This is a genomic window from Falsiroseomonas oryzae, from assembly GCF_027856955.1.
Classification (GTDB): Bacteria; Pseudomonadota; Alphaproteobacteria; order Acetobacterales; family Acetobacteraceae; genus Falsiroseomonas; species Falsiroseomonas oryzae.
This window is the reverse complement of the sequence record NZ_JAPSMD010000211.1, coordinates 1-9,265: the sequence shown is the minus strand read 5'-3', so window position 1 is coordinate 9,265 and position 9,265 is coordinate 1. Positions and strand designations below refer to the sequence as shown.

The following is a 9,265-nucleotide window of genomic DNA, read 5'->3' as shown; positions in this document are numbered from 1 at the left end:
CGCCGCTGCGGCCAGCGCGATCAGCGCGGCGTGCAGCACCAGCGCGGCCGCTTCCTCGCGCCGGCCGCCGCCCAATGCGCGGGCGATGGCGGAGACGACGCCGCCGCCCATCGCGCCGGCCGACATCATCTGCATCAGCAGCGCGAAGGGCAGCACCACCGCCCAGCCGGCCAGCGCCGCCGTGCCCTGGCGCGCGGCCAGCCACGTCTCGAAGAGCTGCGCGGCGACCTGCAGCAGCGAGACGAAGGCGGTCGGCGCGGCGAGCGCGAGGATCGCGCGCAGGCGCGTGCCGGGCGACTGCTTCGGCACCGCGCCCGCGCGGCCCAGGTCAGGCGAGGCTGAAGGCCTCGTTAATCGCGCTCTTCACGCCGCCGCCCATCTGCGGGCCGCCGCCGGCGACATAGACCGCATCGCCGATCACCACCGCGCCCATGCCGTGCCGCGGCGTCAGCATCGGCGCATAGGCTTCCCAGCTGTCGGTCGCGGGGTTGTACGCCTCGTTCTGGCCATAGACGCGGTTGGTGCCCTCGCCGCCCATGCAGAAGATCCGATCGCGGTACCAGACGCAGCCATGGCCGGAGCGCGCGGTCGGGATCGGTGCGCGGAAGGTCCAGGAATCCGTGCGCGGATCGTAGGTGTGGTGCAGGTTCGAATTGGTGTGGAAGGTGTCCACGCGGCCCGCAATCAGGTGTATCACGCCGTTCACCACGACGATGCCGGCATGGTCGCGGCCGAGCGGCATGGGCTGGCGGCGGCTGTAGCGGTCGGTCCGCGGGTCGTAGACCAGGTGCCAGTCGATCGAGCGGCGGTTGTCGGACCCGATCGCGCCGCCGATGATGTGGATCTGCCCGTCCAGCGCGATGCAGGCCATGGCGCCGCAGGCTTCCGGCAGGCGGCGCAGCGTGTGCCAGCGCTCGCCGTCGAAGGCATAGGCGCCGTCGTGCGGCGTGCGGTTCTGCTCCAGGAAGCCGCCGAAGGCGTAGAGCCGGTCGCCCAGCGTCGCCACGCCCACATGGTTGGCGCCGCGCGGCACCTGCGCCAGTTCCACCCAGACATCGGTGCGCGGGTCGTAGGCGTGGTGATAGGCGCGGTCCACCCGCTGCTCGGCATAGCCGCCGACCAGATGCATGCGCCCGCGATACTCCACCGCCCAGGCCATCTCGGTGCGGGGGATCGGCAGCGGCGCCAGGGCGCGCCAGGCGCCCTGCCGGGGGGCGCGCGGCGCCGGGCTGTCCGTCACGGCGTGGGCATGGTGCAGGTCCGGCAGGTCCACGCGGCCCGGCTGGTTCAGGCGCTCGAACTGGCCGGCCTGGTGTGCATGCGTGTTGCCCTGCGCGAAGGCCGGCCCGGCGGCGAGGGCGAAGCCCCCGGCGAGCAGATGGCGGCGGTGCAGCATCCCGTTGTCTTCCCCGGTGGTCCCTGGACGACGGCGAGCTAACACGCTGTCCGGCCGACCGACAACGGGCGGGCAGGCCGGCCCGCGGCCGGACCCGGGACCGTTACATGCCGAGCAGACCGTAGACGCGGCGGGTGTAGGTTCCGAACTGCTCCGTCGTCTTGACGGCCAGCGCGCGTGGGTGCGGCAGTTCCACCGGGAAGTCGTCCGCCATGCGGGCCGGCCCGGCGGTGAGCACGACCACGCGCGTGCCCAGGAACACCGCTTCCGCGATGCCGTGCGTGACGAAGACGATGGTCTTGCGGCTTTCCGCCCAGATGCGCAGCAGCTCCAGGTTCATCCGCTCGCGAGTCAGCGCGTCCAACGCGCCGAATGGCTCGTCCATCAGGATCAGCTTCGGGTCGTGCAGCAGCGCCCGCGCGATGGAGGCCCGTTGCTGCATCCCGCCCGAGAGCTCGTGCGGCCAGCGCGTCTCCGTGCCCTCCAACCCGACCAGTCGCAGCAGGTCGCGGGCGCGGTCGCGGGCGGGCTTCATCGGCAGGCCCAGGATCTCGGCCGGCAGCAGCACGTTGTCCAGCACGCTGCGCCAGCGCAGCAGCAGCGGCTGCTGGAAGACGATGCCGATGTCCCGCGCCGGGTCGAAGGGCTGCCCGCCGCCCAGGCTCACCTCCCCGGCGTCGTGGCGCTGCAGCCCGGCGAGGATCTTCAGCAGCGTCGTCTTGCCGCAGCCGGAAGGCCCGACCAGCGCGACCAGCTCGCCTTCCGCCACGTCGAAGCTCGCCTCCGACACAGCGAGCACCTCGCGCCCGTCGCCCGCGCGGTAGGTCTTGCGCACGCCGCGCAGGCGGATCAAGGGCAGCTGCATGGCCATATCCTGCTTGCGGGCGCCGCTGCGCCGCAAGTAGGCTCGTCGCGCGCATCCGGGACGTGCCGATGGGCCACCGCGCCATCCTCTACTACCTGCCGAGCGCGCTCGCGCTTCTCGCCATGCTGCTGGCCTGGCACCTGCTGGTCGTCGGGCTCGAGGTCAAGGAATTCGTGCTGCCGGGGCCGCTCGCGGCGATCGCCGCGTTGGGCGAGGCGCGCTTCGACTGGTGGCTGAACACGGCGGCGACGCTGCTATCCGTCGCGGGCTCCTTCGTGCTGTCGGCCGTGCTCGGCATCGCGCTGGCGGTCGCGGTGGTGTGGGACCCGCGGATCGAGCGGACGGTGATGCCGCTGCTGGTGCTGTTCAACACGCTGCCGAAGATCGCGCTGGCGCCGCTGTTCCTGCTCTGGCTGGGCTACGGGATCGTGCCGAACATCCTGATCGGCGTGACGGTCGCCTTCTTTCCGATGGTGATCAACACCGCCGTCGGGCTGCGCGCGGTGGAGCCCGACCTGCTGGCGCTGACACAGGCCATGCGCGCGACGCGCTGGCAGGTGCTGCGCAAGATCCGCTTCCCGAACGCCATCCCCTACATCTTCGCCGGCCTGAAGCTGAACGCCAGCATGTCCGTGGTCGGCGCCATCGTCGGCGAGTTCGTCGCCTCTGAGAAGGGGCTGGGCGCGGTCATCATGGCGGCCGGCGTCACGCTGGACACGCCCGCCATCTTCGCCGCGCTGATCCTCATTTCCGTCCTGGGCCTGGCGATCTACGCGCTGGTGGTCGCGGCGGAGCGCTGGCTGACGCCCTGGGAGCGGCGCGAGGACACGGCAACCGCATGAGGGAGGAAGACGTCGCCATGACACGCATCCAACGGCGCGGGGCGCTCGCGCTCGGCGCCGCGGCGCTCGCCGCGCCCTACGCTTCGCGCGCCCAGGCGCCGACGCGGGTGACGCTGCAGCTCAACTGGTTCGGCTCCGGCGACCACGCGCCGCTCTACCTGGCGCGCCGCCGCGGCTTCTACGCCGAGGAAGGGATCGAGCTGACGATCAACCGCGGCACCGGTTCCGCCGACACGGCGCGGCGCATCGAGGTGAAGCAGGCCGATTTCGGCATCTCGGACGCGCCGACCGTGATCGCCGCCGTGGCGAAGAACGCCGACCTGGTGATGCTCGGCGTGGTGTTCGACAAGGCGGCCAACAACGCCTTCTTCTACAAGGAGCGGAACTTCCGCACGCCGGCCGACCTGGCCGGGAAGAAGGTGGCGCTGCCGCCCGGCGACAGCCACCGCGTCGTATGGCCCGCCTTCGCGCGCGCCAACCGCGTCGATCCGAACAGCATCACCATGGTGAACGTGCGGCCGGAGGGGAAGCAGGCCATCGTCGTCTCGCGCGAGGTGGACCTCTCCTTCGACCTCTACTCCGGCTATCCGCTGTGGGAACGCGCGCTGGGCCAGGGCAATGTCGGGCACATGCTGTGGGCCGACCACGGATTCCAGCTCTACGGCCACACCTACATCGCGCATCGCGACACGGTGCGGCAGCGCGGCGATCTCTGCCGGCGCTTCCTCCGCGCCACCTATCGCGGCTGGGCCGCAACGGCGGCCGACCCCGCCGCGGCGGTGGATGCGCTGGTGGCCGATGGCGGCGCGGGGCTCGAGCGCGGTGCGCTCCTCGCGGCGATGCCCTATGTGCTGGAGCTCTGTGTGACGGAACGGTCTCGGGAGCATGGGCTCGGCTGGATGCTGCCGCAGTTGATGGCCTCCACGCTGGAGATCACCGCCTCCGGCGGCACGCTGGAGCGGCAGCCAGCGCTGGATTCGCTGTTCACCAACGAGTTCAATGCACGGGTGAAGCCATCGGCCTGACCCTCGGCTGACCGGCCGGGCCGATGGCCCGGATCGCGGCGCCGGCGTCCGGCGGGTGCAGCGCTGCCACCCGCGCGGTGCGCTTGCCCACGCCATGCGGCTCCGCCTAGGCTGACCGCTCCGGTCGATCGGTACGCCGAAGGCCGAGCTATCTGCCCGGATCGCGACGAGGCCATCGTCAGCGTCCAGCGCCCGCCCGCATGGCGCGCGAACCCGGGCAAGACATCCGATCCGCAAAGGCGGACGCGCGAGGAGGACGCATGATCCAGCGACGCACTCTCGGTCTCGGCATGTTGGGTGCGGCAGCGACGGGTCTGGTCGCGCGCCCGGCGCTGGCGGCGTATCCGGACCGAGTCATCACCATCATCGTTCCCTTCGCCGCCGGCGGCGCGACGGACCTGGCCGGGCGCCTGCTGGCGGAGCGGCTCGGACCCTATCTCGCCGAAGGCGGGCGCGCCGTGGTGGAGAACCGTCCGGGGGCCGGGAGCGCCCTCGGGGCGGATGTCGTCCGGCGTGCGCGTCCCGACGGCTACACGCTGCTGGTCGGCTCCGCCTCCACCCTGGCGGTCGCGCCGGCGTCGGGGGCCGCCGCCGCGCGCTATCATCCGACGCAGGACTTCACGCCCCTGGCCTTCTTCGGGATCAGCACGATGGGCCTGCTGGTCTCGCGCGACGCCGGCATCACGACGGTGTCGCAGCTGCTGGACCGGCTGCGGGCCAATCCCGGCCGGTTCTCCTTCGCCAGCTCCGGCGTCGGCGGGATCGCGCACCTCGCCAGCGAGTATTTCTGCAAGGCCGCCGGCGTCGAGGCGGTGCACGTTCCCTATCGCGGCGGCTCCCAGACGGCCGAGGCCATCATGAAGGGCGAGACGCTGTTCGCGATCGACACGGTGGGTTCGAATATCGGCCAGGTCCGCGATGGTTCGCTCCGTCTCCTGGCGGTCACCACCCGGGATCGCGACCCCAATTTCCCGGATGTGCCGACTATTGCCGAGGCGGGCGTGCGGGGTTTCGAGATTGCGAGCTGGACGGTGCTCGCAGGGCCTGCCGGCATGCCGCCCGACATCGTCGAGGCCATCGGCCGTGCCGCTGCCCGCGCGATTGCCGAGCCGACGATGCGCAACCGCCTGGAGTCGACCGGCACGGTCCCGGAGCTGAACAGCACGCCGGCCGCCACGCGCGCGTTCCTCGACCGCCAGTTCGAGCTGTATCGCGAGGTCGTCCAGCGGGTGGGATTGCGGCTGGACTGACCGCCTGCCGGGCCCGCGGGGCGGGCGCAGGTGCCAGTCCGACGGCGGTTCCGTACTCCGGAACGCCGAACTGTTGGGAGGATTGGCGGACCCGACACGATTCGAACGTGCGACCTTTGCCTTCGGAGGGCAACGCTCTATCCAGCTGAGCTACGGGTCCGTGCGCCTGAGATAGCGGATCAGGGCGCGCCGGGGAACCCCTCACGCACCGCTGGGGGGCAGGGTTGGTGAGACCCCCCGCCCCGCACCGCGGCGCCCTCACCCCGCCGCCAGCCGGTCCCAGCAATCCTCACGGCCGGGCGGCAGGCGGTGCTTCATGATCCGCTGGCTGGGGGTGCGCTCGAAGCCGTGAACGACGGCGATGAAGCGTGGCTGCTGAAAGCGGGCCAGGCGTGGCGCAAGCCAGGCGGAGAGCTCGGACGCGGTGAGCGCCGCGCCGGGGCGGACCTGCACGAACAGCTTGATCTCCTGCTCGCCCGAATCCCCCGGCACCCCGATCATCGCGCAATCCGCCACCTCCGGATGGCGCGCCGCGACGGCTTCCACCTCCCAGGCGCCGACATTCTCGCCGCGCACGCGCGCGCCATCGCCCATGCGGCCGTGGAAGAACAGGTTGCCCTCGGTATCCAGACTGCCCAGGTCCCCCGTGTGCAACGCGCCGCCGCGCAGCGTGCGGGCCGTTGCCTCCGGGTTGTCGCGATAGCCGCGCGTCAGCGCCAGGGCGTCATGCGCGCGCACTACGATCTCGCCGCGCGTGCCCGTCGGCACCGGGCGGCCGCCCTCGTCCAGCACCGCTACCTCGAACCAGGGCATCGGCCGGCCGACCGAGCCCACCACGCTGCGGTCGTTGACGGTGGTGAAGCTGGAACACTCGGTCATGCCGTAGCACTCGCGCAAGCCCAGGCCGAAGCGCGCCCGCACCTCCGGCCAGATCTCCGCCGGGGCGCCGCCGCCCCAGGCCGCGCGGACTTGGTGCGCGCGCTCCTGCGGGCCGGGCGGCTGCTTCAGCAGGATCTGCAGGATGCCGCCGAGATAATGGATATGGGTGGCACCCGCCGCGATCACCTCGTCCCAGAAGCGGCTGGCGCTGAAGCGCGACACCATGTGCAGGTGCAGGCGGCGCAGCAGCGGCGCCACCACCATCTGCGCGCCGCCGATGTGGTAGAGCGGCTCCCACATGAACATCACGTCGCCGTCGCGGGCATCGGCCACCAGGATCACGCCCTCGCCGGCCAACCGCAGCATGCGGTGGGAGACGCGGACCCCCTTCGGCGGCCCCGTCGTGCCGGAGGTGTAGCACAGCGCCAGGTCGTCGCCGGGCGCCGGCGGCGGCTCGGCGAAGCCGTCCTGGCTTGCCTCCGCCAGCTGCTGCGGCGTGATGGCGTCGGGCGCACCCGCCTCGCGCAGGCGCGGCAGCAGCTCCGCATCCGCCACCACCAGGCGCGGCGCGGCATGGCGCAGGATGTAGCGCAGCCCATCGCCGACCAGTTGCAGGTTGAGCGGCACCCAGACGATCCCGGTCCGGGCCATCGCCATGATCAGCGCCAGCGCGGCGCGGCCGTTCGGCAGCATCGCCGCGACATGCTCGCCGCGCGACACGCCACGCCTCCGCAGCGCGGCTGCGAGGCGCGCGCTCTCGGCGTCCAGCTCCGCGAAGCGCAGCGGCGCGCCCTCGCAGATCGCGAAGAGGCGGTCGGGCTCGCGCCGCGCGATCTCGCGGAACAGTTCGACGAAGCCGCCCGGCGGCGGCAGAGGGACGGGCGGAACCTGGTGCATGCGTGCTCCGCGGCAATGGCGCGCCCGACGCGCTGCGGCGCGTGGCACCACTCTGCCGCCGGTCGGCGCCGTGTCAATGTGACGGGCAGGGCCGTGCCGAGCGGCGAAGGGGAGGGCGATGATGCAGACGACCGAGGTCGGGGGCGGACAGGACGCCGAGGCGCATGTGCTGGCCGAGCTGGTCGGCGGCACGCAGCTGATCACGCTGAACCGGCCGGAGCGGCTGAACGCCTGGAACGCGCCGATGCGCGCGCGGCTGGTCGCGCTGCTGCTTCAGGCCAATGCCGATCCCGCGATCGGTGCCGTGGTGCTGACCGGCGCCGGGGATCGTGCCTTCTGCGGCGGCCAGGACCTCAACGAGGGCCGGACCTTCGACGGCGCGCGCGCCGAGGCCTGGATCGAGGAGTGGCGCCGCCTCTACGGCACGATCCGCCGCTTCGAGAAGCCGCTGGTGGTGGCGCTGAACGGGCTCGCCGCCGGCTCTGCCTTCCAGGCCGCGCTGCTCTGCGACGTGCGGGTCGGCCATGCGGGGTCGCGCATGGGCCAGCCGGAGATCAACTCCGGCATGGTCAGCGCGACCGGCTTCTGGATCCTGCGCGAGATGCTGGGCCTGGCGCGCGCCACGGAGATGGCGCTGACGGGCCGGATGGCCTCGGCCGAGGAGGCGCACCGGCTCGGCCTGATGCACCACCTGGTCCCGGCGGCGGAGGTGCGCGCGAAGGCGCTGGAGATCGCGGCGGAGCTTGCCGCCAAGCCGCCGCTGGCCTTCCGGCTGACCAAGCGGCGCATCTGCGCCGCCACGCAGGCCGCCTTCGACGAGACCATCGAGGCCGCGCGACTGCTGCACCGCGAGGCCTTCGACTCCGGCGAGCCGCAGCGCGTGATGGAGCGCTTCCTGGCCCGGCAGAAGCAGTAGGCCGCGTCAGCTCGGCTGCACGCCGGCGGCGCGCACCACAGGCGCCCAGCGTGCGGCTTCCTGCGCCACGAAGCCCGCGATCTGCTGCGGGGCCAGGTTGCCGAGCGGCACCACGCCGATGCCCTCCAGCCGCTCCTTGATGGCAGGATCGGCCAGCGCCGCCTGGATCTCTGTGTTGAGCCGTGCGCCGATGGCCGGGTCCAGCCCGGCCGGCGCCGCCAGCACGAACCAGTTGGTGGAGACGGAGCCGGGGAAGCCGGCCTCGCGCAGCGTCGGCACGCTGGGCAGCGCGGCCACGCGCTCCGGCGAGGAGACGGCGAGTGCCTTGAGGTTGCCCGCGCGGATCGCCCCCGCATTGGCGCCCGAGGTGTCCCAGAGCGAGGTGGTGTTGCCGCCCAGCACGCTCTGCTGCGCCTCCGCCGCGCCGCGGAAGGGCACGTGCAGCATCTGCACGCGCGCCTCCAGCGACCAGAGCACGCCGGTCAGGTGGCCGACCGAGCCGACTCCGGAGGAGCCGAAGGAGACCTCCTCCGCCCGGCGCGCCGCGAGGTCGCGATACTCGGCGATGCTGCGCAACGGGCTGTCGCCCTTCACCGCGCAGACGATCGGCGCGCCGCCGAACATGCTGACCCAGGCGAAGGCGCGGGAGGGGTCATAGGCCAGGTTGCTGAACAGCGAGGGCGCGACGGCCAGCGGCCCGGTGTTGGAGATCAGCAGCGTGTGCCCGTCCGGCGCCGCGCGCGCCGCTTCGGCCGTGCCGAGCGAGCCGCCGGCGCCGGCGCGGTTGTCGATCACGAAGGGGCGGCCGAAGGCGCGTTCCAGCCGCTCGGTCAGCGGGCGGATGATCAGATCGCTGGTGCCGCCCGGGGCGAAGGGGTTGATGATGCGCACCGGCCGGTTCGGCCAGGCGCCCTGCGCGCGCGCCAGGGTTGGCGTGGTCAGCGCGGCGGCGGCGAGCAGCAGGTGGCGGCGGAACATGGCGGATCTCTCCTGAGGTGCCGGCAGCGAAGCAAGCATCATGCCGTCAGCCGGCGTAGAGCGACGCGACCTCCGCCGCGTAGCCGGTCAGGGCACGCGGGCGCCGTGCGCGCAGCGCGCCGGGCGGCGCGAGGCCCACCATCGCCTCGGCCAGACGCACCGCCGCGGCGGTGCCGTCCACCAGCGGCACGGCCACGCGTGGCGCCAGCACGGGGGC

The 9,265-nt window shown here is 72.7% G+C and carries 9 protein-coding genes and 1 tRNA gene; 4 read left to right on the top strand and 6 right to left on the bottom strand.

From position 1 onward, the window contains the following. From OZN99_RS18615 to OZN99_RS18605, 3 genes are all read right to left on the bottom strand, one after another. A partial coding sequence (locus OZN99_RS18615; protein ID WP_270936767.1) for an MATE family efflux transporter occupies window positions 1-309 on the bottom strand: 309 nt, incomplete at its 3' end. A gap of 19 nt (window positions 310-328) precedes the next feature. Beyond that, complete coding sequence (locus OZN99_RS18610) at window positions 329-1,396, bottom strand: Kelch repeat-containing protein (protein ID WP_270936766.1); 1,068 nt, start codon at window positions 1,394-1,396, stop codon at window positions 329-331. A gap of 103 nt (window positions 1,397-1,499) precedes the next feature. After that, window positions 1,500-2,261, bottom strand: coding sequence for an ABC transporter ATP-binding protein (locus tag OZN99_RS18605; RefSeq protein WP_270936765.1), 762 nt, complete (start codon window positions 2,259-2,261; stop codon window positions 1,500-1,502). A gap of 68 nt (window positions 2,262-2,329) precedes the next feature. Between OZN99_RS18605 and OZN99_RS18600 the strand changes: the two genes are divergently transcribed. The 3 genes from OZN99_RS18600 (at window position 2,330) to OZN99_RS18590 (ending at window position 5,378) form a co-directional block, all read left to right on the top strand. Then, window positions 2,330-3,103, top strand: coding sequence for an ABC transporter permease (locus OZN99_RS18600; RefSeq protein ID WP_270936764.1), 774 nt, complete (start codon window positions 2,330-2,332; stop codon window positions 3,101-3,103). Between the two features lie 17 nt (window positions 3,104-3,120). Further along, on the top strand, window positions 3,121-4,128 hold the full coding sequence (locus OZN99_RS18595) for an ABC transporter substrate-binding protein (protein ID WP_270936763.1): 1,008 nt from the start codon (window positions 3,121-3,123) through the stop codon (window positions 4,126-4,128). 260 nt (window positions 4,129-4,388) lie between these two features. Next, window positions 4,389-5,378 carry a Bug family tripartite tricarboxylate transporter substrate binding protein gene (locus tag OZN99_RS18590; protein WP_270936762.1) on the top strand — a complete coding sequence of 330 codons (990 nt, stop codon included), beginning with the start codon at window positions 4,389-4,391 and terminating at the stop codon, window positions 5,376-5,378. An 83-nt stretch (window positions 5,379-5,461) separates the two neighbouring features. Here OZN99_RS18590 and OZN99_RS18585 read toward each other — a convergent pair. Together OZN99_RS18585 and OZN99_RS18580 are read right to left on the bottom strand one after the other, a co-directional pair. Beyond that, window positions 5,462-5,538, bottom strand: a tRNA-Arg gene (locus OZN99_RS18585). Window positions 5,539-5,636: 98 nt separating this feature from the next. Further along, window positions 5,637-7,154, bottom strand: a complete 1,518-nt coding sequence (locus tag OZN99_RS18580; protein WP_270936761.1) for an AMP-binding protein — start codon at window positions 7,152-7,154, stop codon at window positions 5,637-5,639. Between the two features lie 118 nt (window positions 7,155-7,272). On the opposite strand from OZN99_RS18580, the gene OZN99_RS18575 reads away from it, so the two are divergent. Next, window positions 7,273-8,070 carry an enoyl-CoA hydratase/isomerase family protein gene (locus OZN99_RS18575; RefSeq protein ID WP_270936760.1) on the top strand — a complete coding sequence of 266 codons (798 nt, stop codon included), beginning with the start codon at window positions 7,273-7,275 and terminating at the stop codon, window positions 8,068-8,070. A 6-nt stretch (window positions 8,071-8,076) separates the two neighbouring features. Here OZN99_RS18575 and OZN99_RS18570 read toward each other — a convergent pair whose 3' ends face one another. Then, a complete protein-coding gene (locus OZN99_RS18570; RefSeq protein WP_270936759.1) occupies window positions 8,077-9,048 on the bottom strand; it encodes a Bug family tripartite tricarboxylate transporter substrate binding protein in 972 nt (323 codons plus the stop codon). Window positions 9,049-9,265: the final 217 nt, after the last annotated feature.